The following is a 24,153-nucleotide window of genomic DNA, read 5'->3' as shown; positions in this document are numbered from 1 at the left end:
TGCTCGACTGCGCTGGGCCTACACCGACGGGAGTTTCCCCGCGCGGCCCGGTGCCCGGCTCACCCGACCCGATCAGCTCCATCCGTGCCGCGGCGGCGCTACAACCCCGTCCGTCGGGGCACTATGACGGGGTGGCAGCCGCACGGACGGAATTCGACAAGGGCGGGGGCCGGAGCCAGGGCTCCGGGCGTTTCCGCGCGGTGGGCCGCGCGCTGCGGCTGCCGGTGACGGGCACCGCGCGCGGCATCCGCAGGGCGACGCACGCGCACGGGGCCGGCGAGTCGGGCCTGGGCAAGCTGATCGAACTGCACGGGGTGAACGGCGCCGGCGACGTCATGATCACGGTCGCGCTCGCCTCGACCGTGTTCTTCTCGGTGCCGACGGACGAGGCGAGGGGCCGGGTCGCGCTGTACCTGGCGATCACCATGGCCCCCTTCACGCTGCTCGCCCCGGTGATCGGCCCGCTGCTGGACCGCGTCCCGCACGGGCGGCGCGCGGCGATGGCGGGCGCGATGCTGGCGCGGGCGCTGCTCGCGCTGGTGCTGTCGGGAGCGGTGATCACCGGCGGCATCGAGCTGTACCCGGCCGCGCTCGGGGTGCTGGTGGCGTCCAAGGCGTACGGCGTGGTCAGGAGCGCCGTCGTGCCCAGGCTGCTGCCGCCCGGCTTCTCCCTGGTGAAGGCGAACTCGCGGGTGACGCTGTGCGGGCTGCTGGCGACCGGGGTCGCGGCGCCGGTCGGCGTGGGGCTCCAGCAGATCGGGCCGCGCTGGCCGCTGTACGGCGCCTTCGCGATCTTCGTCGCCGGAACGTTCCTGTCGTTCACCCTGCCCCCGAAGGTCGACTCGGCCCGCGGCGAGGAGGGGGCGCTGCTCGCCGCCGACGAGCACCATCTGCACGGACCGCACCTGAAGCCCGTCAGGCGCCCCGGGCTGCGCACGGTCGGCCGGGCGGTGACGCACGCGCTCGGCGCCAACGCCGCCATCCGAGGGCTCTCCGGCTTCCTGATCTTCTTCCTGGCGTTCCTGCTGCGCGAGCACCCGATGAGCGGGCAGAGCGCGGCGGTGTCCCTGGGCATCGTGGGCGTGGCGGCCGGTACGGGCAACGCGCTGGGCACGGCGGTCGGGGCCTGGCTCCGCTCCCGGGCGCCGGAGATCATCATCGTGACGGTGGTGGCCTGCGTGCTGGGCGCGGCGATCACCGCCGCCGTGCTGTTCAGCCCGGTCGTGGTGGCGGCCCTGGCCGCGGTCGCCGGGTTCGCGCAGGCGCTGGCCAAGCTGTCCCTGGACGCGCTGATCCAGCGGGACGTGCCGGAGCTGGTGCGCACCTCGGCGTTCGCCCGGTCCGAGACGCTGTTGCAGATGTCGTGGGTGCTCGGCGGGGCCATCGGCATCGCGCTGCCGCTCAACGGCACGCTGGGCCTGGCGGTGGGCGCGGCGATCGTCGGGGCCGGCTGGCTGTCCACGGTGCGCGGGCTGATCGGCTCGGCGCGGCACGGCGGCACGCCCCGGCCGCGGGTGGCGTGACGCACGGCACGCCGTACCCAGGTGGGTGGCGGCCCGGAGGTGCCAGATAGCCTTCGCCCATGACCACGTTGCAATCCGTAGTGCGACGCCGCCGCGCCGTCGCCGCCGCCGGCGCCGTATCCGCCGGACTGCTCGTCCTGTCGGCCTGTGACAAGCCGACTCCCATGGCGACCGTCACCGTCGGCAGCTCCTCCGTCAGCGCCGAGGCCACCTGCGGCGGCGAGGGCGAGGTGCTGAAGGAGGCCGAGATCAACGAGTGCCTCCGCGACAAGGACGCCAAGACCATCACCGTCGACCCGGACGAGACCCTGCGCCTCGGTGTCGACCCGGAGATCGCCGACCAGCGCTGGACCATCCTGATGAACGGTCAGCAGCTGGTCGAGGACAGCGGCAAGACCTACCGCACGGTCCCGGGCAGCGTGTTCTTCAACGCCCAGTACGGCGCCCAGGGCGACACCACGAGCGTGGCCGTCGCCGCCCGCGACGGCAAGGAGAACAGCCAGTCCATCACCGGACTGTGGGTCTTCGAGCTGAAGAAGGACAACTGACGGCGCCCCCGGCGTCCCGGACGCGTGTCCTCGTGGCCACCGCGGTCCCCGTCGAACGGGACGCGGTGGCCCAGGCGTTCCCGGGACCGCCCGGCACCATCTCCCGCCCCGGCGTGACCCTCCTCCAGGTGCCGGGCGGCCGCTACGACCTGCTGGCCGCCGGCGTCGGCCCCGCCCTGGCCGCCGCGTCCACCGCCTCGGCGCTGGCCTCCGCCGCCCTGGACGGCGCCCCCTACGGCCTGGTCGTCTCGGCGGGCATCGCCGGCGGTTTCCCGCCCGACGCGCCGGTCGGCTCGCTCGTCGTCGCGGACGAGATCACCGCGGCCGACCTGGGCGCGGAGACGGCCGACGGTTTCGTGCCGGTCACCGCCCTGGGCTTCGGCACGGTCACCCACCACCCGCCCGCCGCGCTCGTCCGCGCGGTCGCCGCCGCGACCGGCGCCCGCGCCGGCACCGTGCTGACCGGGTCCACGGTGACGGGCACCGCCGCGCGCGCCGACGAGCTGCGCGCCCGCCACCCGCGGGCGCTGGCCGAGGCCATGGAGGGCTTCGGCGTCGCCGAGGCCGCCGCCGCACACGGCGCGGACGTGCTGGAGCTGCGCGCGGTCTCCAACGCGGTCGGCCCGCGCGACCGCGACGCCTGGCGCATCCCCGACGCGCTCGCCGCCCTCACGGACGCCTTCGGGAAGCTCGCGCCCGTCCTGGAGAGTTGGACCCCACATGAGCACTGAGCCGTTGCAGATCGCCTACTCCCCCTGCCCCAACGACACCTTCGTCTTCGACGCCCTGGCCCACGGCCGCGTCCCCGGCGCCCCCGCCCTGGACGTGACGTTCGCGGACATCGACATCACCAACGGCATGGCCGAACGCGGCGAGTTCGACGTGCTGAAGGTGTCGTACGCGGTGCTGCCGTACGTCCTCGACCGGTACGCCCTGCTGCCCTGCGGCGGCGCGCTGGGCCGGGGCTGCGGCCCGCTGGTGCTCACCCGCGAGCCCGGCGTCGGCCTGCGGGGCCGCACGGTCGCGGTGCCGAGCGAGAGGTCGACGGCGTACCTGCTCTTCCGGCTGTGGGCGGCGGACACCGTGCCCGGGGGCGTAGGCGAGACCGTGGTGATGCCGTTCCACGAGATCATGCCGGCCGTGCGGGACGGGAGGGTCGACGCGGGGCTGGTGATCCACGAGGCACGGTTCACGTACCAGAACTACGGGCTGCACAAGCTCGCCGACATGGGCGAGCACTGGGAGCACACCACCGGGCTGCCGATCCCGCTGGGCGCGATCATCGCCAGGCGGTCGCTGGGCGCACCGGAGCTGACCCGGCTGGCGGAGTCGGTCCGGCTGTCGGTGCGCGCGGCCTGGGACGACCCCGAGGCCAGTCGCCCGTACGTGATGGAGCACGCCCAGGAGATGGACCCGGCCGTCGCCGACCAGCACATCGGGCTGTACGTCAACGAGTTCACCGCCGGCCTCGGTGAGGACGGCTACGCGGCGGTCCGCGGGCTGCTCACCCGCGCCGCGGCCGAGGGGCTGGTACCGCCCCTCGGCCCGGACGCGCTGCGGTTCCCCTGAGCCGGGCGGTCAGACGTCCAGCTGGTCGGCGACCGCCCGCAGCAGGCCGGCGATCTTCTTGCCGGCGGCCTTGTCGGGGTAGCGGCCCCGCTCCAGCATCGGCGTGATGTTCTCCAGCAGGGTCGTCAGGTCCTGGACGATGGAGGCCAGCTCGTCCGGCTTCTTGCGCTGGGCGGCGGCGACCGACGGGGCCGGGTCCAGCAGGGTGAGGGACAGGGCCTGGTCGCCGCGCTGCCCGGCGACCACGCCGAACTCCACGCGCTGTCCCGGCTTCAGTGTCTCGACTCCGGCGGGGAGGACCGAGGAATGGACGAAGACGTCACCGCCGTCGTCCCGGGAGAGAAAGCCGAAGCCCTTCTCGCTGTTGAACCACTTGACCTTGCCGGTAGGCACGTCTGTCCTCGTCCTCGTACTCGTCGGAAAACTGCTCGGAAACGGCTCTTGATAGCACTTGGGCGGGCCGTCCAGGACCCGCCGGTACCAAGGCTAATGGTCTTCCACCCGGTGACAAGACGTCCCCCGGTTGTTCCTTTGCGCTGGGAACTACCCTGGTCGGGTGCGTGACAAAACTCGAATGAATTCCGCCGCGCCCGGTGACCGGCTGATCCGTGCCGGTGCGATCGTCTTCTTCCTCGGCGCCGTGGCCACCATGGTCACGGTCGCCCCGCTGTTCCTGGGAACGACGCCCTTTCCCACCTACATGTTCGTCCTGAGCATGCTGATGGGGGTCGGATTCGCCATGGCGGGCGCCGGCGTGCTCCAGTCGGTCGCGGCGGGACGCCGTCAGGCGCGGGCGGCGGAGGCCGGCGGCTCCTCCCGGTAGGCCGCCAGCCACGCCGGGAACTCGGTCAGGTCCGCCAGGACGGTGTCCGCCCCGGCCGCGCGCAGTTCCCCGGCCGCGTACGGGCCGGTGGCGACGGCCACGGAGTACGCACCGGCGGTGCGGGCGCCGCGTATGTCGCCCAGGTGGTCCCCGACGTACACGTCCGCGCCGTGCTCGCGCAGGGCCACCGCCTTCTGCTCCGCCCACAGGTCGCCGATCACCGCGTCCGGTTCGATGCCCAGGTGCTCCAGGTGCAGCTTGGCGTTGGGCTCGTACTTGGCGGTGACCACGATCGCCCGCCCGCCGGCCTCCCGGACGGCCGCGATCGCCTCGGCGGCCCCGGGCAGCGCGGGCGTGGCGGCGATGGCGTGCGCCGGATACAGCGACCGGTACAGGTCGGCGGTGGCCGGCACCCGCTCCGCCGGGAACCAGTTCGCCAGCTCCTGCTCCAGCGGCGGCCCGAGCCGGGTGATCGCCAGGTCGGCGTCGACGTACGTCCCCGTCCGCTCGGACAGCGCCAGGTAGCAGGCGCGGATGCCGGGGCGGGAGTCGATCAGCGTCATGTCGAGGTCGAAGCCGACGGTCGGTGCGGGGCGGGTCGCGAGGGCCATGGCTGCCATTGTGCCGGTCCCGGCAGCCGTACCGGACGGCGCCCGTGGCCGACGGCGCCCGTGGCCGACGGCGCCCGTGGCCGACGGCGCCCGTGGCCGACGGCGCCCGTGGCCGACGGCACCCGTGGCCCGGGCGGCGGGCCCGTGCCCGGTAGGGAGGGCGGCCGGGCGGGCGGGGACAGCGGGCCCTCCGGCGAGGGGTCAGGTGGTGCGGCGGGAGCGCCAGAGGAGGTAGAGGGCCGAGGCGAGGGCCGCGCCCCGCAGGACCCACGGCCAGGTCTCGGCGACCGCGGCGCTCATCTGGCCGTCGGCGATCGGGTCGCCCCAGCGGCCGTCCGTGCGGCCCCACAGCCAGACGATCCCGCTCGCGGCGACCAGCCCCGGCAGTCCCAGCACCGCCCACTTGGCCTGGGCGGGCGTCAGCCGGCGGGACAGGAAGGTGATCAGCCAGCCCAGGGCCAGCGGCAACAGGTTGCCCAGCACCGCGCCGACGGCCAGCAGGGCGGCGGCGAGCAGCAGCAACGGGTTGTTCCAGCCGCCCTCGGGCCACAGCCGGGGCAGCCGGCGGCGGGCGGGGACGGCGGCCTCGACGGCCTCGCCGGGCCGACCGCTCTCGGCCACGCCGGCGGACTCGCCCGGCGTGGCCGGCGTCGCGGCCGGGCCGGCGGCCGCTCGCGCCCCGGCCTCGCCCGGCGGGGGCCTCAGCAGTTCCGGGATCTCCACGCCGCCGACGAACCCCGGCACGGCGTCACCGGCGTCGAAGGGGCTGTTCTCCACCCGCCACCAGTCGGGCTGCCGGACGCTGCCGCCGAGTTCGTGCGCGGCGGCCAGATGGGGCGGGGACACCGTGCCGGACGCGGCGGCCGGACCGGTCCCCGACGCGGCCGGGCGTGGCGGTTCGGACGGGCGCGGACGGGGGGCGACATGGCGCAGGACCTTGCGGCGCTCCTTCCACGCCGACCGCCCGTCGGGCTGCACCGGCACGGCGGCCGGCTCCTCCCCCGCCGTACCGGCGCCGGTGCCGGTACGGGTGTCGCCGGCCGCCTCGACGACCTCGTCCGGGCTGCCGAGCCGGTCCAGGATGCGGCGGACCGCGGCGGGCGAGTCGACGGCCGCCTTCGAGCGGCGTCTGTCGATCTCCTCGCGCAGCTCGGCCACCAGCCGCATGCGCGTGGCCGACGACAGCTGCCGCTGCTGCGCCACGTCGCCGACGCGGCTCAGATACTCGTAGACGACCTGATCGCTCTCGATCCCCACGAACCCCTCCGGGGCGGTGCGGTGTTGATGCCCCGTTGGACGACGGTACCCCCTGTTCCGCGGCGCAGCGCGCACCGCGACGCATGCCCCCGCGTCGTACCCACCCGCTACCGTGGGGCGGATGAGCACCGAGGAGAAGCCCGCGGCCCCCCGGTCCCTCGCGGAAGCGCTCCGCGCCTGGGACGACGCCTCCCTGGCCGCCCTCCTGCGCAGCCGTCCCGACCTGGTCACTCCCGTGCCCACGGACCTCACGCAGCTCGCCACCCGCGCGGGCACCCGCGCCTCGGTGGTGCGCGCCCTGGAGCGGCTGGACCGGTTCGCGCTCCAGACGGCGGAGGCGCTGGCCGTGGCCGCGGACCCGGCGTCGTACGACGAGGTGCTCGGGCTCATGGCCGGCGACGAGCGCGATGCGGCCGTCGTCGCCGCGCTGCCCCGCGCCCTGGGCACGCTGCGCGAACAGGCGCTGGTGTGGGGCGGCGACGACCGGCTGCGGCTGGTGCGCACGGCCCGCGAACTGCTCGCGCCCTCCCCGCAGCACCCGTCCCCGACCGGTCTCGGGCCCACCGTGCAGGAGGCCACCGCCGGGATGTCCCCCGGCCGCATCCAGGAGATCCTCGGCGCCGTCGGACTGCCCTCCACCCACGACCCGGTGTCCGCGGTGACCGCGCTCACCGGTCTGTTCACCGACCGGGCGCGGATGGCGGCTCTGCTCGCCGAGGTGCCCGACGACTCCCGCGAGGTGCTGGACCGCCTGGTCTGGGGCCCGCCCTACGGGCAGGTCACCGCCGATCCCGCGCCCCGGCTGCGCCGACTGCTCGACCGGGGGCTGCTGCTGCCGACCGCGCCCGGCACGGTCGTCCTGCCCCGCGAGGCCGCCCTGCATCTGCGGGCCGGCCGCGCGCACCGCACACCCGAGCCGGTGCCGCCGCCGGTGCCGGCCGCCGCCACGCACCGGCCGCGGCTGGTGGACGCCACCGCCGCCGGGCAGGCCCTGGCGGCGCTGAACACCGTCGAGGAACTGCTGAAGGACTGGGACGAGGGCGGCCCGGCGGTGCTGCGGGCGGGCGGGCTGAGCGTGCGCGATCTGAAGCGGACGGCGGTCGCCCTGGACGTGCCCGAGCCGGTCGCCGCGTTCTGGGTGGAGCTGGCCTACGCCGCCGGGCTGCTGGCCTCCGACGGGGAGGCCGACGAGCGGTACGCGGCCACCCCGGCGTACGACGAGTGGCGCGAGCTGCCCGCCGCCGAGCGCTGGGCGCGGCTGGCCGGGGCGTGGCTGACGGCGACGCGCACGCCGGGGCTGGTCGGCGGGCGGGACGCCAAGGACCGGACGCTGTCGGCGCTGGGCCCCGGGCTGGACCGTTCGGCGGCGCCGGAGGTACGGCACCGGGTGCTGTGGCTGCTGGCGGAGCTGGGGCCGGGTGCCGCGCCGGAGGCGGAGCCGGTGCTGGCCCGGCTGCACTGGGAGCGTCCGCAGCGCCGGGAGGACGACCTGCGCGCCCGGCTCGCCCGGTGGACGCTGTCGGAGGCGGAGCTGCTGGGCGTGACCGGACGCGGCGCCCTGTCGTCCCCGGGACGGGCCCTGATCGGGGCGCCGGAGCCGTCCCCGGCGGAGCCCTCGCCGTCCCGGGCGGACGCAGGACCGCCGTCGGGACCGGGACCGTCGGCGTCCGCGGCCGGACCGTCGGCGTCGTCCGGCCCGGCGGGATCGTCGGCGTCCGCGGCACGACCGTCGACGACGACTGGCCCGGCGGGGCCGTCGGCGTCCCCGGCACGACCGTCGGCGTCCGCGGCGCAGGCGGAAGCGTCGTCCGCCCCGGCGGAGACGGAGCCGTCGTCGTCCCGGGCCGGGGGCGGACCGGCGGCGGACACCGGAGTGGCGGCGGACTCCAGGGCGGCGGTGGACTCCGGGGCCGGGGCGGGACGGGAGCCGGAGTCGTCCGGGGGGCCGGGGGACAAGCTGCCCGTCCACCATCGCCGGCCGGTGCCGGCGCGCGCGGCTGCCGGGTCCGGCGCTGCGCCGCACGCCGCCGCGCACCCGGCGGCGGAGCCCACGGCCCCGCCCCACGCCGCCCGGCCGCACCCCCTCCCCCTGTCCCCCGCCGAGCAGGCCGTCGCCTGTGCCGCCGCCGCGCGGCTGCTCGCGCCGCTGCTGCCCGAGCCGCTGGACCACGTGCTGCTCCAGGCGGACCTCACGGCGGTGGCGCCGGGGCCGCTGGAGCGGCCGCTCGCGGACATGCTGGGCGTCCTGGCGGACGTGGAGTCCAAGGGCGGCGCGACCGTCTACCGGTTCACGCCCGGCTCGGTGCGGCGCGCCCTGGACGCCGGGCGGACCGCCGCCGACCTGCACGCCTTCCTCGCCGCGCACTCCCGCACCCCGGTGCCGCAGCCGCTGGCGTACCTGATCGACGACGTGGCACGCCGGCACGGACACCTGCGGGTGGGCGCGGCGTCGGCGTACGTGCGCTGCGACGACGACGCCATGCTCAACGAGATCCTGGCCGACAAACGGGCCGCGGGCCTCGGGCTGCGCCGGCTGGCCCCGACCGTGCTGGCCGCGCAGGCGGGCCCGGCGGCGCTGCTGGAGGGGCTGCGGGGCATGGGGTTCGCGCCCGCCGCGGAGTCCGCCGAGGGCGATGTCCTGATCACCCGCGCCGACGCCCACCGCACCCCGCCGCGCACACCGCCCGAGCCGGTGCCGGACGGCCCGCCGGTGCCGGACGACACGCTGCTGGCGGCCGCGATCCGCGCCGTCCGGGCCGGTGACCTGGCCTCCACGGCGCCGCGCAAGCCGTCCCCGGACGCCGGGTCCCCCGGCGAGCTGCCGCGCACCTCCGCCGCGGAGACCCTCGCCACCATGCAGGCCGCCGTGCTGACCGGCGAGGCGCTGTGGATCGGCTATGTGAACGCCGACGGCGCCGCGAGCCAGCGGGTCCTCGCCCCGATCCGGGTGGAGGGCGGCTTCGTGACGGCGTACGACCACACGGCCGACGAGGTGCGCACGTATCCGCTCCACCGCATCACCGGCGTCGCGGAACTGGCCGACGACGCCGGTTGACCCCCCGGCTTCACGCGGCCACGTCCTGGCCTCCGCTTTCTTGCTCACTTTCGGGTGTACACAGGCGTTCATGCACGCCACGCCGGGGATTTCCCACCCCGGAGCGAGCTTTTCTCATGTTCCTTCATCTTCCGCATCGGGCGGCGGGCGGCGGGGCAGCCACCGGGTGTCCCACCACCGAAGCGAAAGGAAGCTCCCGATGCGTTCACTCCGTCGTGCCGCCGCCGTCCTGACCTCCACCGTCGCTCTGCTCGGGGCGTTCGCCGCCGAGGCCGCGGCCATCGGCATCGATCTCACCGGAGGCGCGACCTTCTGATCCCCTGCCGCCCCCGGTCCGGGCCGGCCCAGTCCGCTGGGCCGGCCCGCTCCCCCGCCCCCGTCCACGAAAGGCAGGCAGAACGCCATGCACCCCGGTTCCGAAGGTCCCTCCCCCGCCCGTGCCGCCGTCGCCGTCTCCGTCGCCGCCCTGATCACCGGCGCCGCCCTGCTCGGCGCCCTCGCCCCGAGGGCGTCCGCCCTGCCGCTGCCGCTGCCGTCGGCCGGCGTCGAGCGCCTGGTCACCGAGGGTGTCTCGGTGGAGGGACCGCTCGTGAACAACCTCACTCTGCGCTAGCGGCGCCCGAGGATCAGGCAAACTGGACGTTTGGCCGAGCCGTCCGGCCGTACGCGAAGGGGTGCCGCCCGTGAATGGTCCGCTGATCGTCCAGTCCGACAAGACCCTGCTCCTGGAAGTCGACCACGAGCTGGCCGACGACTGCCGCCGGGCCATCGCGCCCTTCGCCGAGCTGGAGCGGGCGCCGGAGCACATCCACACCTACCGGGTCACGCCGCTGGGCCTGTGGAACGCGCGCGCGGCCGGCCACGACGCCGAGCAGGTCGTGGACGCGCTGGTCGAGTACAGCCGCTACCCCGTGCCGCACGCGCTGCTGGTCGACATCGCCGAGACGATGGACCGCTACGGCCGGCTCACCCTGAGCAAGCACCCGGCGCACGGCCTGGTCCTGACCACCACCGACCGGCCGGTGCTGGAGGAGGTGCTGAAGTCGAAGCGGATCACGCCGCTGGTCGGCGCCCGCATCGACCCCGACACCGTGGCCGTGCACCCCTCCGAGCGCGGGCAGATCAAGCAGACGCTGCTGAAGCTGGGCTGGCCGGCCGAGGACCTCGCCGGGTACGTCGACGGCGAGGCGCACCCGATCGAGCTGGCCGAGGACGGCTGGGCGCTGCGCCCGTACCAGAAGCAGGCGGTGGAGAACTTCTGGCACGGCGGCAGCGGTGTCGTCGTGCTGCCGTGCGGCGCGGGCAAGACGCTGGTCGGGGCGGGCGCCATGGCCCAGGCGAAGTCGACGACGCTGATCCTGGTGACCAACACCGTCTCCGCCCGGCAGTGGAAACACGAGCTGGTCAGGCGGACCTCGCTGACCGAGGACGAGATCGGCGAGTACAGCGGGACGAAGAAGGAGATCCGGCCGGTCACCATCGCCACGTACCAGGTGCTGACGACCCGGCGGAAGGGCGTCTACCCGCACCTGGAGCTGTTCGACTCCCGGGACTGGGGCCTGATCGTCTACGACGAGGTGCACCTGCTGCCGGCGCCGGTCTTCAAGTTCACGGCGGACCTCCAGGCGCGGCGGCGGCTCGGCCTGACGGCGACGCTCGTCCGCGAGGACGGCCGCGAGTCGGACGTCTTCTCCCTCATCGGGCCCAAGCGCTTCGACGCCCCCTGGAAGGAGATCGAGGCGCAGGGCTACATCGCGCCCGCCGACTGCGTGGAGGTGCGGGTCAGCCTCACCGACTCCGAGCGGCTGGCGTACGCCACGGCCGAGACGGAGGAGAAGTACCGCTTCTGCGCGACGACCGCGACCAAGCGGAAGGTGACGGAGGCGATCGTGCGCCGGTTCGCCGGGCAGCAGATCCTGGTCATCGGGCAGTACATCGACCAGCTCGACGAGCTGGGCGAACACCTGGGCGCGCCGGTGATCAAGGGCGAGACGTCCAACGCCCAGCGGGAGAAGCTCTTCGAGGCCTTCCGGCAGGGCGAGATCAGCGTGCTCGTCGTCTCCAAGGTCGCGAACTTCTCCATCGATCTGCCGGAGGCCACGGTGGCCGTCCAGGTCTCGGGCACCTTCGGGTCGCGGCAGGAGGAGGCGCAGCGGCTGGGGCGGGTGCTGCGGCCCAAGTCGGACGGGCACCAGGCCCACTTCTACTCGGTGGTCGCCCGGGACACGATCGACCAGGACTTCGCCGCTCACCGCCAGCGCTTCCTGGCGGAGCAGGGGTACGCCTACCGGATCGTGGACGCGGACGAGATCCTGGCCGGCTGAGGCGGCCCGGCGGGGCGGTCCCGGCGGGAGCCCTCTCGGGAGGGCGGCAGCCCCCCTCGGGGGGCGGTCGACCCCTCGGGAGAGAGGAGGCGGGCGGAGGGAGAGAGACCGCCGGTCAGCGGCGGCGGACGCCCGCCTCCTCCCCGTACTCACCGAGGATGACCACGTCGAAGGCGGCGCCTGCGAAGACCCGGACGGCGCGCAGGGCGTCACCGAGCCAGTGCCGGTGGCTGCCGGCCACGGGCGTGGCGCCGGACGGGCGGCCCGGCGCCGGGGCGGGGGAGATGGTTACTGCGCTCATGTCTCCATGGTGCGATTGCGGACATAAGCCTGGCGTCGGTCTTCGGACCGAACCTCGCGGCCCGTTCCGTACGCCTGCGGACCGACGCGTGCCCCCCGGCAGGGAGGGGGCGCCCCCTAGGGGTCGGGGCGCGCCCGCGCACGTGGACCGGGAACGCGCGGACCCCGGGGAGCCGGGGGGAGAAAACCGTTGGCGCCCCGCTGACGCGCTCCCCTACACTCTCCGCTCTTGCCCGCCTCCCCACGGAGAGCCGCCGCCCGGACGGAAACCGGCCGGCATCACGCACCTCGCGTACCCCCGCGCGCCTCGCGCACCCCGCCACGCAGCAGGTCTTCCGGAGGCACCGCCTTGTCCACGCCCGTCCACGACGACACGACCGCCGACCCCCTCGCCCGAGAGCGCTCCCACCTGGCCGCGTCCCGCTCCGCGCTGCGCGCCATGCGGGAGGACGTCGAGTCCCTCGACATCACCGACGTCACCGCGAACTGGGTCAACGCCGCCGTCCTCGAGCGGCAGATCGAGGACCGCATCAAGGCCCTGGCCGACCTCAGCGACACCCCGCTGTTCTTCGGCCGGCTGGACTACCTGCACGCTCCCGGTGCCGAGCAGGCGGAGGGCGCCGGGGGCGAGAGGTTCTACATCGGGCGGCGGCACGTGCACGACGCCGACGGCGACCCCATGGTCATCGACTGGCGGGCGCCGGTCTCGCAGCCCTTCTACCGGGCGTCCAAGAAGGACCCCATGGACATCGGGCTGCGCCGCCGCTTCGGCTACACCGGCGGCGAGCTGACGGCGTACGAGGACGAGCACCTGTCGGACCCCGCCGAGGCGGCGGCCACCAGCAAGCTGCTCCAGCAGGAGATCGAACGGCCCCGCGTCGGCCCGATGCGCGACATCGTGGCGACCATCCAGCCCGAGCAGGACGAGATCGTGCGGGCCGGTCTCGGCGGCACCGTGTGCGTGCAGGGCGGGCCCGGGACCGGGAAGACCGCCGTCGGCCTGCACCGGGTCGCCTACCTCCTCTACGCCCACCGCGAGCGCCTGGCACGCACCGGCACCCTGGTCATCGGCCCGAACAGATCCTTCCTGCACTACATCGAGCAGGTGCTGCCCGCCCTCGGTGAGCTGACGGTCCGCCAGGCCACGGTGGACGACCTGGTCGCGCACGTGGAGGTGCGCGGCACGGACGAGGCCGCGACGGCGGTGATCAAGGGCGACGCGCGGATGGCCGAGGTGCTGCGCCGGGCGCTGTACGCGCACGTCACCCCGCCCACGGAGCCGGTGGTCGTGGTGCGCGGCTCACGCCGCTGGCGGGTGCCGGCGTACGAACTGGAGGGGATCGTCCGCGAGTTGCTCGACCGCGACATCCGCTACAGCGCCGCACGCGAGGCCCTGCCGCAGCGCATCGCGCACGCCGTGCTGGTGCAGATGGAGCGGGCCGGGGAGGCCCCGGACGACCGGGTGCAGAACGCGGTGGCGCGCAACGCGGCGGTCAAGGCGGCCGTGAAGGCGGTCTGGCCGGCCGTCGACCCGGCGAAGCTGGTGCTGCGCCTGCTGTCGGACGCCGGGTTCCTCGCCGAGCACGCCGACGGCCTCCTGACCGAGGACGAGCAGAAGGCGGTCCTGTGGACGCGGCCGGCCCGGTCGGTGAAGTCCGCCAGGTGGTCGCCCGCGGACGCCGTCCTGATCGACGAGGCCACCGACCTGATCGAGCGCACGCACTCCCTCGGCCACGTCGTCCTGGACGAGGCCCAGGACCTCTCCCCGATGCAGTACCGCGCGGTCGGCCGCCGCTGCACCACCGGCAGCGCCACCGTCCTCGGCGACCTGGCGCAGGGCACCACCCCCTGGGCGACCCGGAGCTGGCAGGAGGCCCTCGGCCACCTCGGCAAGGACACGGCCGTGATCGAGGAGCTGACGGCCGGCTTCCGCGTGCCGACGGACGTCATCGCCTACGCCTCCCGGCTGCTGCCGCACATCGCGCCGGGCCTGACGCCGGTGGCGTCCATCCGGGAGAACCCGGGCTTCTTCGAGATCCGCAAGGCCGCCGCCGGCATCGCGGACGTCGTGGCGGCCTGCCGGGAACTGCTGCGCAACGAGGGCTCGGTCGGGCTGATCGCCGCCGACGCCCGCGTCCCGGACCTGGCGGCGGCCCTCACGGCGGAGGGCATCGCCCACCTCGCCCCCGGCGAGGAGACGACGCGGGACACCCGCCTCGCGCTGGTCCCGGCCTCGCTGGCGAAGGGCCTGGAATACGACTACGTGGTCCTCGACGAGCCCGGCGCGATCGTCGACGGCGAACCGGACGAACGCACCGGCCTGCGCCGCCTGTACGTATGCCTGACCCGAGCGGTCTCGGGCCTGCTCGTCACCCACGCCACCGACCTGCCGCCCCAACTGACGGCATAGCCGCCCACAGCCACAACGCCGGGCCCGCGAAAACACCCCCGCGCATCAACCCCCGAGCACCCGCCGCCACTCCGCGACGGCCTCCGCGGAAACCGGCCCGCCCCACCCGGCGGGCCGCGCCGCACCCCCGATGTGAAAGGCGTCGATCCCGGCCTCCAGCAGCGCCGGCACATGATCCAGCCGCAGCCCGCCCCCGACGAGCAGCTGCTGCTCGTACCCCGGCTCACCCCGCCGCCGCGCCTCGGCGAGCAGCGTCGGCATCCCCTCGTCGACGCCGCCGGCCGCCCCGGCCGTCAGATACGTGTCCAGCCCGGGCAGCTCCCCGAGCTGCTTGCGCAGCGCGTCCCGGTCGGCGGCCCGGTCGATCGCCCGGTGGAACGTCCACCGGCAGCCCTCCAGCACCCCGGCGACCCGCTCCACCGCCGGCAGGTCCACCCCGCCGTGCGGATCGAGGAAGCCCAGCACGAACTGCTCCGCCCCCGCCTGCCGCATCTGACCCGCGACCCGTGCGAGCCGCTCGACGTCCCCGGCCGCGAACCCGTCCGCCAGCCGCAGCATCACCCGGACGTCGATGTCGACGGCCGCGCGGATCGCGGCGACGGTCGCGGCCGACGGGGTGAGCCCGTCGGCCGCCATGTCGGTGACCAGTTCGAGGCGGTCCGCGCCTCCGGCCTGGGCGGCGACCGCGTCCTCGACGTCGAGGGCGATCACCTCCAGGACTGCACGCTTGCTCATGGGACCCCATTCGTCGACGGCTACGGGTGGTGGCGCTAGAGGTCTAGTCCAATCTAAGACTACGCCCTGTGTCCCCGCCGACGGCCCCGGTCAGCCGCCGAAGATGTTCAGCTCCGCCTGTTCCACTCCGGCCAGCTCGAACGTGGCCCCGTCCACCGGCCGCCCCGCGTAGAGCCGGATGAGCGTCGGGGCGTCGCCGATGAACCGGCCCGGCGGCCGGTCCCCGCTCGCCTCGCCCAGCTTCAGCGGCTGGTCCACGTCGTCGAGGTCGGCGTGCAGCGCCGGCTTCCCCCACGCGCGGGTGACCGTGGCCAGCAGCGCCAGCGCGTCCGGCAGACCGGGCCCGGCGTACGCCCCCGGCTCCCCGAGCGCCACGCGCACATCACCGGCGTGCACCCACTCGCCCAGCGCGATCCCGTCCAGGACGCCGCCCGCCCGGCCGATCCGCGGCCCGGCCTCGGTCATGCCCCGCTCCAGCTCGTCCACGATCTGCTGGTTGGTCCAGTCGGCGCGCTCGGCGATGTCCCGGTCGTTGGACTCGGGCGAGTAGACGCCCTCCTCGAAACGCTTCTCCACCACCCGGATCAGCGCGGAGGAGCAGTGCGCCACCACGTCCCGCACCGTCCAGCCCGGGCACGCCACCACCGGCAGCGCGAAGTCCTCGTCCTTCCGCGACCGCAGCAGCGGCACCAGTGCGTCCCGCTCGGTGGCCAGCAGCCGCCCCGGCAGCTCCGGGTCGCGTACGTCGTGCACGTCAGCAGGTGTCGTCATGACTCCACGCTAGGGGCGGACGGGGGCCGAGAATGGGCGCATGGCCGATCTCGACGCGCTGCGCACCCGTTTCGCCCGTGCCCTGGACGGAGCCCGCCGTTCCGCGACGGAGCCCTCAGCCCCGTCCCCGGCCCCCCGTCCCGACCCCGCGCCCTACGCCGACAACCTGCTCGCCCGCTGGCAGGAGCCGCAGCGCCGCTACCACACCCTCGCCCACCTCACCGCCGTCCTCGGCCACGTCGACCTGCTCCAGGAGCACGCCGCCGACCCGGACGCCGTACGCCTCGCCGCCTGGTTCCACGACGCCGTCTACCTGCCCGACCGCTCCGAGAACGAGGAGCGGTCCGCCCGGCTCGCCGAGCGGGCCCTGCCCGAGGCCGGCGTGCCGGAGGCGACGACCGCCGAGGTGGCCCGCCTGGTCCGGCTCACCGTCGCGCACGACCCCGCCGACGACGACCGCAACGGCCAGGTGCTGTGCGACGCCGACCTGGCGGTCCTGGCCGCGCCGCCGTCGGCGTACGCCGCCTACACCGCGGCCGTGCGCGAGGAGTACCACTTCGTGCCCAACGACGCCTTCCGCACCGGCCGCGCCGCGATCCTGCGCCGGCTGCTGGACCTGCCCCGGCTGTTCCACACCCCGCACGGGCGGCGGGAGTGGGAGCCGACGGCCCGCTACAACCTCGCCGCCGAGCTGGAAATGCTGTCGTCCCCCGAGGACCCGGCGCCGTAGCCTGCGCGGCATGCGGAACATGGGCGGGGAACGCGTGACGGAGGCCGTCGGCTGCGCCGTGGAGGCGCTGCGGGCGGCGACGGACCGGGACTGGGAGGAGGTGGCGGCGGGCGGCCTGGACTGGAGCGTGCGGGCGACGGCCACGCACGTCGCCGAGTGCCTCGTCGGGTACGCGGCACAGCTCACCGGACGGGCGGGCGACGCCTACGTCCCCTTCGAGATCGGCCTCGAGGAGGGCACCGGCAACGAGGGCACGCTGCGGGTGGTCGAGGCGATGGGCGGCCTGCTCGCCGCCACCGTCCGCACCACGCCCCGGGAGGTCCGCGCCTTCCACCCCTACCCCTTCCGCAGCGCGAACCGCGAGGGCTTCGCCGCCATGGGCATCGCCGAGGTGCTGCTGCACACCCACGACATGGCCGAGGGGCTGGGCGTGGACTTCACGCCGCCCGCCGAGGTCTGTACGTACGTGCTGACCCGGATCTTCCCGCACGTCCGGCCGGCCGCCGACCCCTGGCGCACGCTGCTGTGGGCCACCGGCCGCGGCGAGCTGCCCGGCCGGGCCCGGGTGACCGGGTGGCGCTGGTACAACAACCTGGTCCTGCCCGCCGAGCGGCTCACGCTCGAGGGCGTCACCCCGGCCGCCGCCCAGGATCTCGGCCTGTGCGGCGACGGCGGCTTCCGGTGGCTCCAGGGCGGGCCGGTCGAGGGCACCCGGGAGGGCGCCGGGCTGCTGGCGAAGGCCTACGAGGAGGGCGCGCACCGCCCCGAGTGGGGCATGTTCGTGCTGGTCCGCCGGGACGACGGGCTGGCGGTCGGCGCGATGGGCTTCCACGGCCCCCCGGACGAGGACGGCCGGGTGGAGGTCGGCTACGACCTCGTGGAGGCGGCGCGCGGCCACGGGTACGCGACGGAGGCGCTGCGCACCCTCACGGCGTGGGCGCTGGAGCGGGAGGAGGTGACGTGCGTGCACGCGCGGACGGAGCCCGCCAACACCGCTTCCCAGCGGGTCCTCGACCGCGCCGGCTTCACTCGGGTCTCCGAGGGCGACGAGTGGTTCGCCTACGAGAGGAGTGGTCCGCCTACGAACTGCGCGGCCGGCTCCCGCCCTTGCGGCGCCTGAGGCCCGCCCCGTGCAGCAGCCGCACCACCTCGCGGCTGCCGACCCGCACCGCCCCGGCGGCCACCGCGTCCGCGTACCGGTGGGCGGGGATGTCGTAGTGGTCGCGTTCGAAAGCGCGCCGGGGCACGCCCAGCCGGGCGGCGAACGCGTGCAGTTCGTCGTAGGAGACGTCGCTGACCAGGTGCGACCAGAGCCGTCCGTGGCCGGGCCAGGTCGGCGGGTCGATGTAGACGGTCACGAGTCCGGCGCCCCGAGGGCGCGGCCCAGCGAGCCGACCGCCGCCACCTTCACGCCCGCCTTGCCGCACACCCAGTGCGGGTCGGGGCCCAACTCCGGCTCGACGTCCAGCGCGTGCGGGTCGCCGGAGCCGCACACGGGGCACAGCGGCCAGCGGCCGTACCGCTCCAGCAGCGCGTCCTGCACGTCCTGCGCGACCAGCCCGGCCACGAACTCGGCGCCCTCGGGCCACTGCTCGACCCACCACCGCCGCTGCACGACGGACTCCTCGACGAGCGAGACGACGTCCGCCTCGGCCACGTCCCCCGCCACCAGGTCGGCAAGGACGAGGGCGCGCGCGGCGTGCAGGGCCTGCTCCAAGGGGCTGACGGGATCCATGCACCCATTGTGCGCACGCCGCCCGCACTCTTGACGGGCCCCCGATCCGAAAATATCTTTCACAGGTGACCGAGGAAGTGAAGGAAACTTTCGCACGGGCGTCCGCCGACGGCGACGGGCCCGCACCGGCGGGACGGGCGTCCGCCGCGGGCGGCGCCCCGGCCCCCGCGCCCGCGCCCGCCGCCCTCGCGGCCAAGGTGCGCACGCTGGCGCCGTCGATGACCCGCTCCATGCAGCGCGTCGCCGAGGCCGTCGCGAGCGACCCGGCGGGCTGCGCCGCCCTCACCGTCACCGGCCTCGCCGAACTGACCGGCACCAGCGAGGCGACCGTCGTGCGCACCGCCCGCCTGCTCGGCTACCCCGGTTACCGCGATCTGCGCCTGGCCCTCGCCGGCCTCGCCGCCCAGCAGCAGTCCGGCCGCGCCCCCGCCATCACCACCGACATCGCGGTGGACGACCCGATCGCCGACGTGGTGGCCAAGCTCGCCTACGAGGAGCAGCAGACCCTCGCCGACACGGCCGCCGGACTGGACACCGCGCAGCTCGGCGCCGCCGTCACCGCCCTGGCCGCCGCCCGCCGCACCGATGTGTACGGCATCGGCGCCTCCGGCCTGGTCGCCCAGGACCTCACCCAGAAACTGCTGCGCATAGGCCTGATAGCCCACGCGCCGGGCGACCCGCACCTCGCCGTCACCAACGCGGTGCAGCTGCGGTCCGGGGACGTCGCCATCGCCATCACCCACTCCGGTTCGACCGGGGACGTGATCGAGCCGCTGCGGGTGGCCTTCGAGCACGGCGCGACGACGATCGCCGTCACCGGCCGCCCCGACAGCGCGATCACGCAGTACGCCGACCACGTGTTGACCACGTCCACCTCGCGGGAGAGCGAGCTGCGGCCTGCGGCGATGTCGTCCCGGACCAGTCAGCTGCTGATCGTGGACTGCCTGTTCGTGGGGGTGGCGCAGCGGACGTACGACGTGGCGGCGCCGGCGCTCTCCGCGTCGTACGAGGCGCTCGCCCACCGGCACGGAGGGCCGCGCGGCAGACCGTAGGGCCGCAGCGCCACGACCGGCCGCGGGCCGTCCGTGGCGGTCGTGGCCGCGCGGCGGAGCCGCACAGCGACAGAAGCCCCCGGTCCCTCGGGGCCCAGACACACACGGAAGCCGAAGAGAGCCGCTCCGCCATGACTGCCACCCCCCGTCACCCCGACCTCCGCTCCCAGTTGGAGCACCTCACCACCGAGGCCTTCCGGCCCGAACTGGCCGACATCGACCGGCTGCCCACGCTGGACATCGCACGGCTGATGAACGGCGAGGACGCCGGGGTGCCCGCCGCGGTCGCCGAGCGGCTGCCGCAGATCGCCGCCGCCGTCGACGCCGTGGCCGCCCGGATGGCCCGCGGCGGACGGCTGGTCTACGCGGGCGCGGGCACCGCCGGCCGGCTCGGTGTGCTGGACGCCTCCGAGTGCCCGCCGACCTTCAACACCGCGCCCGGCCAGGTCGTCGGCCTGATCGCGGGCGGCTCCGAGGCCATGGTGACCTCCGTGGAGGGCGCCGAGGACTCCGCCGAGCTGGCCCGCGCCGACCTGGACGCGCTCGCGCTCACCGCCGAGGACGCGGTGGTCGGCGTCTCCGCCTCCGGCCGCACCCCGTACGCGATCGCGGCGGTGGAGCACGCCCGGGCCCGGGGCGCCCTGACCGTCGGCCTGGCGTGCAACGGCGGCAGCGCCCTGGCCGCCGCCGCCGACCACGGCATCGAGGTCGTCACCGGCCCCGAGCTGATCACCGGCTCCACCCGGCTGAAGGCGGGCACCGCGCAGAAGCTGGTCCTCAACATGCTGTCGACGATCACGATGATCCGGCTCGGCAAGACGTACGGGAACCTGATGGTCGACGTCCGCGCCTCCAACGACAAGCTGCGCGCCCGGTCGCGGCGGATCGTCGCGCTCGCCACCGGTGCCGACGACGCCGACGTCGAGCGCGCGCTCGCCGCCACCGACGGCGAGGTGAAGAACGCCATCCTGACCCTGCTGGCCGACGTGGACGGCCCGACGGCCGCCCGCCTTCTGGAGGACTCCGGCGGGCATCTGCGCGCCGCGCTGGCGGCGGCGGCCCGCTGACCGCACGCTCGGGGGGTGCCCCACGACCCCCGCTCCACGGCCGCCGCGCTCCTGCCCCTGGTGGGCGGCCCCGCGAACATCGTCTCCGTCGCCCACTGCATCACCCGCCTCCGCCTGGGCCTCGCCGACCGCTCCCGGGTGCACGACGCCGAGCTGCGGGCCCTGCCCGGGGTGCTGGGCGTCGTCGAGGACGGGGAGTCGTACCAGGTCGTGCTGGGGCCCGGGGTGGTGGGGCGGGTCACGGAGGAGTTCGAGCGCCTGCTGGCGGCACCGACGGCCGCGGAGCCGCGGGCGGCGGCGGAACGCGGCGCGGCACCGACGGCCGCGGAGCAACTGGCCCGTCGCGGGGAGCGGTTGCGGGCGGGACGCGGGCAGCGCAACAGCACCCCGCTGAAGACGGCCCTGCGCCGGGTGGCGGGCGTCTTCGTCCCGCTCATCCCCGCCCTGATCGGCTGCGGCATCCTGGCCGGCGTCGCCGGCCTGCTGCGCAACGCGGGCTGGCTGCCCGGCCTCACCCCGGCGCTCACCGCCCTCTCCTCCGCCTTCATGGCCCTGATCGCGGTCTTCGTCGGGCACAACACGGCCAAGGAGTTCGGCGGTACCCCGGTGCTCGGCGGCGCGGTCGCCGCCGTGGTGGTCTACCCCGGGGTCGCCCAGGTCACGGTGTTCGGCACGGCGCTCACCCCCGGCCAGGGCGGCGTCCTCGGCGCCCTCGCCGCGGCCTTCCTCGGCACGTACGTGGAGAAGTGGTGCCGCGCCCGGCTCCCCGGCACGCTGGACGTCCTCCTCACGCCCACCGTGACGGTCCTCGTCTGCGGCCTGATCACCCTGTACGTCCTGATGGCCACGGCCGGCGCGGTCTCCTCGGCCATCGGCGCGGCGGCGAACTGGCTGCTCACGACGACGGGCGCCCTGGCCGGCCTGCTGCTCGGCGGCCTCTTCCTCCCCCTGGTGATGCTGGGCCTGCACCAGGCCCTGATCCCGATCCACACCACCCTCATCGACCAGCAGGGCCACACCGTCCTGCTGCCCGTCCTCGCCATGGCCGGCGCCGGCCAGGTCGGCGCGGCGGCGGCCGTGTACGTCCGGCTGCGCCACGACACCTCCCTCCGCACGACGATCAGATCGGCGCTCCCCGCGGGCCTGCTGGGCGTGGGCGAGCCCCTCATCTACGGCGTCTCGCTCCCCCTCGGCCGCCCCTTCCTCACGGCCTGTGTGGGCGGCGCGGCGGGCGGCGGCTTCGTCGGTGCGTTCGCGATGCTCGGCACGGAGACCGGCGCGACGGCGATCGGCCCGTCGGGCTGGGCCCTGTTCCCGCTGCTGGCGGGCGGCGGCGGCTGGGCGGCGACGGCGGCGGTGTACGGGGGCGGACTGCTGACGGGGTACGCGGTCGGCTTCGCGGCCACGTACTTCTTCGGGCTCGGGGGTGTCAGTGGCGTATGCGATTCTGAGGACCATGAACCACGCCCAGCTGACCGCCCTGGGCCGCGCCCTGCGTCTCCTCGGTGAGCACGGCGAGGCCCTGACCGCCGACACCCCCGACGCCCGGCTGCACGAGGTCGGGGCGGACCTGAAGCGCGCCCTGGACCTGCTGGAGGACAGCGTCACGACGGCGCCCCCGTCGACCCGCTGCCCGGAGCACCCGACCGGCCCGGTGGACGAGAGCGCACCGGACCTGTGCCTGCTGTGCGAGACCCGCCGCCGGGCCGCCCGGCGCGCGGAGTTCACCGGCCCGGCGGCCCGCCCGCAGCCCACCGAGCGCGCCCAGTCCCGCTACGGGGTGCGCGGCGACCGCCCCCAGCCCCAGCAGCGCTGGCTGCCGGAGCTGTGGAACGGCCAGGAGTGGCAGCTGTGCGGCACCCCCCGCAGGGACCGTCGCGAGGCCGAGCTGTATCTCGCGGCCCAGCGGCGCGGCCCGCACCCGGCCCCCGCCTACCGCCTGGTCCACGAGTTCACCGACTACGAGGTCCTGCACGTCTGGGGCACCCCGCTGCGCACGGACCCCGAGCCGATGCCGTAGCCGCCTCGCCCGGGCGGTCAGCCCAGGAGCGGCAGGGCGTCGAACTCCGTGCCCTCCCACAGCCGGCGGGACGTCTCCTGCGGGTAGGGCGCGACCCTCGGGTCCGCGTCGAGGATCTGCACCGGCCGCTGCCGGGGGTCGTACGCCGGCCAGCCGGGATCGCCGGTCGCGGCGAACGTCGTCCAGGCGCGGCGGACGAGGTCGGACAGCGCCCTGACCTCCGGCGCGGGCTCCGCGCCCGCGAAGAACAGCGGACCGAGGTCGGCGCCGAAGGTGCCGAAGAGCAGCGGGATGTCCAGGGCGTGGCAGGCGCCCAGGGCGGGGTCGGCGGGGGCCGGGAGGGTCAGCACGTAGAGGTGGGCCCGGCCGCCGCCGGTCACCTGCGCCTCGGCCAGGCGCAGGGACGGGATGGCGAACAGCCAGTCCGTCTGCACGCGTTCGTGCAGCTCGCCCGGCGTCGCGTCCGGGAACGCCGCCCGGTACGCGGCCTCGCCGTCCGCGCCCTGCGCTCCCTGCGCTCCCTGCGCTCCCTGCGCTCCCTGCGCCGACGGCGCGTACAGGCGCAGGGTCCTCGCCGCCTGCTCCTCGGTGGCCTGCCCGAGGCGTCCGGCCATGGCGGTGAACAGGCGGAACTCGTCGCGGTTGTGCCCGACGACCAGCTCGACGTCCCGCCCCGCCCCGGCGGCCAGTGCCCGCCACGGGGTGGTCGGCAGGACGTCGCCGTCGACGACGGGCGCGAAGGGGGTGCGGGTGGGCGCGGCCTGACCCCAGCGGTCGGTGTACTGGGCCATCTTGGCGGCCAGGGCCTCGCCCGCCGCCGGGAGTTCGCGCGGGTCGGTCTCCGACAGGGCGGCGGCCGTCGGGGGCAGACCGGCCTCGGCGGCCAGGGCCGTGGCCATGTCGCGGGCGAGGTCGTCGGAGAAGAAGGGGCTGGGGGCGCTCTGGGCGATGGCCCGCCGGAACAGGCCGGCCGCCCTCGGCATGGCGAGCAGCGCCGCGACCGAACCGGCGCCCGCCGACTCGCCGAAGACGGTGACCTGGCCGGGGTCGCCGCCGAACGCCGCGATGTTGTCCCGCACCCACTCCAGGGCGGCCACCTGGTCGAGCAGGCCCCGGTTGGCGGGCGCGCCCTCGATGCGGGCGAACCCCTCGATGCCGAGGCGGTAGTTGAGGGTGACGACCACGACGTCGCCGGCCGTGGCGATCAGCCGGGAGTCGTAGCCGGGGCTGCCGGAGTGGCCGATCTTGTACGCGCCGCCGTGGATCCAGACCATCACCGGCCGGCGGGCGGCCGGATCGGGGTCGGGCGTCCACACGTTGACCGTCAGCCACTCGTCGCCCGCCGGGAGGGCCTGGGTGGCCGCGCGGCCCAGCGCGCCCGCCTCCTGCGGGGCCGGCGGGCCGAAGACGTACGCGTCGCGGGTGCCGTCCCAGGGGCGGGGCGGGCGCGGGGCCGCGAACCGGGCTGCGCCGACCGGTGCCTGCGCGAACGGTATGCCGCGGAAGACGGCCAGGCCGCCCTCCCGCCGTCCGCGCACCGCACCGGCGGCGGTACGCACCACGGGTCCGGCCGTTGCCACGGGTTCAGGGTTCGTCATGCACCGGACACTAGCCCGTCGCTGA

At 75.5% G+C, this 24,153-nt stretch carries 24 protein-coding genes; 15 read left to right on the top strand and 9 right to left on the bottom strand.

Annotated features, from left to right (window positions below; translation table 11 throughout):
- Window positions 1-131: 131 nt before the first annotated feature.
- The 4 genes from ACZ45Q_RS16110 to ACZ45Q_RS16095 all read left to right on the top strand — a co-directional run bounded on the left by ACZ45Q_RS16110 (window position 132) and on the right by ACZ45Q_RS16095 (window position 3,640).
- Window positions 132-1,523: an MFS transporter gene (locus ACZ45Q_RS16110; RefSeq protein WP_468260812.1), complete on the top strand. Its 1,392-nt coding sequence runs from the start codon at window positions 132-134 to the stop codon at window positions 1,521-1,523.
- Between the two features lie 80 nt (window positions 1,524-1,603).
- Window positions 1,604-2,071: a DUF2771 domain-containing protein gene (locus tag ACZ45Q_RS16105; RefSeq protein WP_468261157.1), complete on the top strand. Its 468-nt coding sequence runs from the start codon at window positions 1,604-1,606 to the stop codon at window positions 2,069-2,071.
- Window positions 2,041-2,802, top strand: a complete 762-nt coding sequence (locus ACZ45Q_RS16100; RefSeq protein ID WP_468260809.1) for a futalosine hydrolase — start codon at window positions 2,041-2,043, stop codon at window positions 2,800-2,802. Before ACZ45Q_RS16105 ends, ACZ45Q_RS16100 begins: the two co-directional genes overlap by 31 nt.
- Entirely contained in the window at window positions 2,792-3,640 is an 849-nt protein-coding gene (locus ACZ45Q_RS16095; RefSeq protein WP_468260806.1) for a 1,4-dihydroxy-6-naphthoate synthase, read from the top strand. The genes ACZ45Q_RS16100 and ACZ45Q_RS16095 overlap by 11 nt, the downstream gene beginning before the upstream one ends.
- 9 nt (window positions 3,641-3,649) lie before the next feature.
- Here ACZ45Q_RS16095 and ACZ45Q_RS16090 read toward each other — a convergent pair whose 3' ends face one another.
- On the bottom strand, window positions 3,650-4,033 hold the full coding sequence (locus tag ACZ45Q_RS16090) for a cold-shock protein (protein ID WP_468260803.1): 384 nt from the start codon (window positions 4,031-4,033) through the stop codon (window positions 3,650-3,652).
- 163 nt (window positions 4,034-4,196) lie between these two features.
- On the opposite strand from ACZ45Q_RS16090, the gene ACZ45Q_RS16085 reads away from it, so the two are divergent.
- The gene (locus ACZ45Q_RS16085; RefSeq protein WP_468260800.1) at window positions 4,197-4,463 is read left to right on the top strand and encodes a hypothetical protein; all 267 of its coding nucleotides are present in this window, start codon (window positions 4,197-4,199) and stop codon (window positions 4,461-4,463) included.
- Here the strand turns inward: ACZ45Q_RS16085 and ACZ45Q_RS16080 are convergent.
- Both ACZ45Q_RS16080 and ACZ45Q_RS16075 read right to left on the bottom strand, forming a co-directional pair.
- A complete protein-coding gene (locus tag ACZ45Q_RS16080) occupies window positions 4,424-5,074 on the bottom strand; it encodes an HAD family hydrolase (RefSeq protein ID WP_468260796.1) in 651 nt (216 codons plus the stop codon). The two genes, ACZ45Q_RS16085 and ACZ45Q_RS16080, sit on opposite strands and share 40 nt — an antisense overlap.
- A gap of 201 nt (window positions 5,075-5,275) precedes the next feature.
- A complete protein-coding gene (locus ACZ45Q_RS16075) occupies window positions 5,276-6,331 on the bottom strand; it encodes a hypothetical protein (RefSeq protein WP_468260793.1) in 1,056 nt (351 codons plus the stop codon).
- 121 nt (window positions 6,332-6,452) lie between these two features.
- Between ACZ45Q_RS16075 and ACZ45Q_RS16070 the strand changes: the two genes are divergently transcribed.
- The 3 genes from ACZ45Q_RS16070 (at window position 6,453) to ACZ45Q_RS16060 (ending at window position 11,710) form a co-directional block, all read left to right on the top strand.
- Entirely contained in the window at window positions 6,453-9,386 is a 2,934-nt protein-coding gene (locus ACZ45Q_RS16070; RefSeq protein WP_468260790.1) for a helicase-associated domain-containing protein, read from the top strand.
- A gap of 403 nt (window positions 9,387-9,789) precedes the next feature.
- Window positions 9,790-9,999: a hypothetical protein gene (locus ACZ45Q_RS16065; protein WP_468260787.1), complete on the top strand. Its 210-nt coding sequence runs from the start codon at window positions 9,790-9,792 to the stop codon at window positions 9,997-9,999.
- 70 nt (window positions 10,000-10,069) lie between these two features.
- The gene (locus ACZ45Q_RS16060; RefSeq protein ID WP_468260784.1) at window positions 10,070-11,710 is read left to right on the top strand and encodes a DNA repair helicase XPB; all 1,641 of its coding nucleotides are present in this window, start codon (window positions 10,070-10,072) and stop codon (window positions 11,708-11,710) included.
- A 115-nt stretch (window positions 11,711-11,825) separates the two neighbouring features.
- Here ACZ45Q_RS16060 and ACZ45Q_RS16055 read toward each other — a convergent pair whose 3' ends face one another.
- Window positions 11,826-12,011, bottom strand: a complete 186-nt coding sequence (locus ACZ45Q_RS16055) for a hypothetical protein (protein WP_468260781.1) — start codon at window positions 12,009-12,011, stop codon at window positions 11,826-11,828.
- A gap of 348 nt (window positions 12,012-12,359) precedes the next feature.
- Here ACZ45Q_RS16055 and ACZ45Q_RS16050 point away from each other — a divergent pair, with 348 nt between their 5' ends.
- The gene (locus ACZ45Q_RS16050; RefSeq protein ID WP_468260778.1) at window positions 12,360-14,420 is read left to right on the top strand and encodes a HelD family protein; all 2,061 of its coding nucleotides are present in this window, start codon (window positions 12,360-12,362) and stop codon (window positions 14,418-14,420) included.
- A 45-nt stretch (window positions 14,421-14,465) separates the two neighbouring features.
- Here the strand turns inward: ACZ45Q_RS16050 and ACZ45Q_RS16045 are convergent, their stop codons facing one another.
- Window positions 14,466-15,155 carry a copper homeostasis protein CutC gene (locus ACZ45Q_RS16045; RefSeq protein WP_468260775.1) on the bottom strand — a complete coding sequence of 230 codons (690 nt, stop codon included), beginning with the start codon at window positions 15,153-15,155 and terminating at the stop codon, window positions 14,466-14,468.
- Between the two features lie 90 nt (window positions 15,156-15,245).
- Window positions 15,246-15,926, bottom strand: a complete 681-nt coding sequence (locus ACZ45Q_RS16040) for a maleylpyruvate isomerase family mycothiol-dependent enzyme (RefSeq protein ID WP_468260772.1) — start codon at window positions 15,924-15,926, stop codon at window positions 15,246-15,248.
- A gap of 40 nt (window positions 15,927-15,966) precedes the next feature.
- On the opposite strand from ACZ45Q_RS16040, the gene ACZ45Q_RS16035 reads away from it, so the two are divergent.
- Together ACZ45Q_RS16035 and ACZ45Q_RS16030 are read left to right on the top strand one after the other, a co-directional pair.
- Complete coding sequence (locus ACZ45Q_RS16035) at window positions 15,967-16,656, top strand: HD domain-containing protein (protein ID WP_468260770.1); 690 nt, start codon at window positions 15,967-15,969, stop codon at window positions 16,654-16,656.
- Between the two features lie 10 nt (window positions 16,657-16,666).
- Window positions 16,667-17,776, top strand: coding sequence for a GNAT family N-acetyltransferase (locus ACZ45Q_RS16030; protein WP_468260767.1), 1,110 nt, complete (start codon window positions 16,667-16,669; stop codon window positions 17,774-17,776).
- Here ACZ45Q_RS16030 and ACZ45Q_RS16025 read toward each other — a convergent pair.
- Both ACZ45Q_RS16025 and ACZ45Q_RS16020 read right to left on the bottom strand, forming a co-directional pair.
- Window positions 17,736-18,014 carry a DUF4031 domain-containing protein gene (locus ACZ45Q_RS16025; RefSeq protein WP_468260764.1) on the bottom strand — a complete coding sequence of 93 codons (279 nt, stop codon included), beginning with the start codon at window positions 18,012-18,014 and terminating at the stop codon, window positions 17,736-17,738. The two genes, ACZ45Q_RS16030 and ACZ45Q_RS16025, sit on opposite strands and share 41 nt — an antisense overlap.
- Complete coding sequence (locus ACZ45Q_RS16020; protein WP_468260761.1) at window positions 18,011-18,391, bottom strand: hypothetical protein; 381 nt, start codon at window positions 18,389-18,391, stop codon at window positions 18,011-18,013. The genes ACZ45Q_RS16025 and ACZ45Q_RS16020 overlap by 4 nt, the downstream gene beginning before the upstream one ends.
- Before the next feature lie 65 nt (window positions 18,392-18,456).
- Here ACZ45Q_RS16020 and ACZ45Q_RS16015 point away from each other — a divergent pair, with 65 nt between their 5' ends.
- The 4 genes from ACZ45Q_RS16015 (at window position 18,457) to ACZ45Q_RS16000 (ending at window position 22,530) form a co-directional block, all read left to right on the top strand.
- Window positions 18,457-19,443, top strand: coding sequence for a MurR/RpiR family transcriptional regulator (locus ACZ45Q_RS16015; RefSeq protein WP_468260758.1), 987 nt, complete (start codon window positions 18,457-18,459; stop codon window positions 19,441-19,443).
- 131 nt (window positions 19,444-19,574) lie between these two features.
- Window positions 19,575-20,510, top strand: a complete 936-nt coding sequence (gene murQ, locus ACZ45Q_RS16010; RefSeq protein WP_468260755.1) for an N-acetylmuramic acid 6-phosphate etherase — start codon at window positions 19,575-19,577, stop codon at window positions 20,508-20,510.
- A 15-nt stretch (window positions 20,511-20,525) separates the two neighbouring features.
- The gene (locus ACZ45Q_RS16005; RefSeq protein ID WP_468260752.1) at window positions 20,526-22,019 is read left to right on the top strand and encodes a PTS transporter subunit EIIC; all 1,494 of its coding nucleotides are present in this window, start codon (window positions 20,526-20,528) and stop codon (window positions 22,017-22,019) included.
- Window positions 21,967-22,530 (top strand): hypothetical protein, encoded by a 564-nt coding sequence (locus tag ACZ45Q_RS16000; RefSeq protein ID WP_468260750.1) that lies wholly within the window; start codon window positions 21,967-21,969, stop codon window positions 22,528-22,530. The genes ACZ45Q_RS16005 and ACZ45Q_RS16000 overlap by 53 nt, the downstream gene beginning before the upstream one ends.
- 17 nt (window positions 22,531-22,547) lie before the next feature.
- On the opposite strand, the gene ACZ45Q_RS15995 is transcribed toward ACZ45Q_RS16000, so the two are convergent.
- Complete coding sequence (locus tag ACZ45Q_RS15995; RefSeq protein WP_468260747.1) at window positions 22,548-24,128, bottom strand: carboxylesterase/lipase family protein; 1,581 nt, start codon at window positions 24,126-24,128, stop codon at window positions 22,548-22,550.
- Between the last annotated feature and the right edge of the window lie 25 nt (window positions 24,129-24,153).

The organism is Streptomyces sp. NPDC031049 (assembly GCF_055571015.1).
This window is presented reverse-complemented; position numbering and strand designations above follow the sequence as displayed.